At 69.1% G+C, this 1049-nt stretch carries 1 pseudogene; it reads right to left on the minus strand.

The features are described from left to right. Nucleotides 1-149: 149 nt before the first annotated feature. A pseudogene (locus tag AC27KI_RS25635) lies at nt 150-1028 on the minus strand (DUF3418 domain-containing protein); the annotation flags it as partial. Between the last annotated feature and the right edge of the window lie 21 nt (nt 1029-1049).

Below are 1049 nucleotides of genomic sequence, written 5' to 3' on the forward strand. Positions count from 1 at the left end.
GGTGGGTGCCTGGTGGGTGCTCGGGGGAAGCCGCTCCGCGATGAATGGGGCCGAGCAGGGTTGGGCAAGTCTTCCACCATGGGTCCCCGTGCCCCGCCGCCCACCGTACCGATGTCGATGCGAAGCGCCGCGCAGCCTGGCTGCCGCCCTCAACTGTTGAGTTGCGCCCAGAGCTTGTCCAACCGCTTCACGCTCACCGGCTGCGGGGTTCGCAGCTCCTGGGCGAAAAAGCTCACCCGCAATTCTTCCAGCAGCCAACGCAGTTCCTGCATGCGCGCATCCACCGCGCCCTTGCGTTCGGCTACCAGGCGCCAGTAGCGCTGCTCCTGCGGGCGCAGTTCGGCCAGCTTGGTGGCGTCGCGCGCCGGATCGGCGCGGTATTTGTCCAGCCGCAGCGTGATCGCCTTGAGGTAGCGGGCAAAGTGCGCCAGTTGCGCCCACGGTGCCGCGGCCAGGAACGCCTTGGGCATGAGGCGCTGCAACTGCTGCTGCGCGTCCTGCACGGCTTCGGGTGCGTTCTTGGTGTCCTTGATCTTGCGCGCCGCGGCGGCGTACTCCAGCAAGATCGTGCCGGCGAGCCGCGCGACCTCGTTGGCGATCAGGGTGAGCCGGCCGCGTCCCTCGTCCACCCGGCGCTTGAACGCGGCCTCATCGGTGGGCAACGGGTCGAGCAGGAAGGCCCGGTCCAGCGCCACGTCGATGATCTGGCTGCGCAGTTCTTCCTGCGTGCCCAGCGGCATGTAGGCCACGGCCATCTTCTGCAGGTCGGGAATGTTCTTTTCCAGGTACTTGAGCGCGTCCTTGATCTGCAGCGCGAACAGGCGGCGCAGGCCAGCACGGTGCCGGGCGGCGGCCAGTTCGGGCTCGTCGAACACCTCGATGGTGACGGCATCGCCACCGTCGATGAGCGCGGGAAAGCCGATCAGCGTCTGGCCGCCCTTGCGGATCTCCATCAGCTCGGGCAGCTCGCCAAAGGTCCATGCGGTGTGGCGCTGGCCGGCGGGCGCCTGCCGGGCCGCAGCGGCCGGGCGCCGTCACCGCCGCAGGGG

This window comes from Acidovorax sp. KPB24-03, assembly GCF_057546605.1.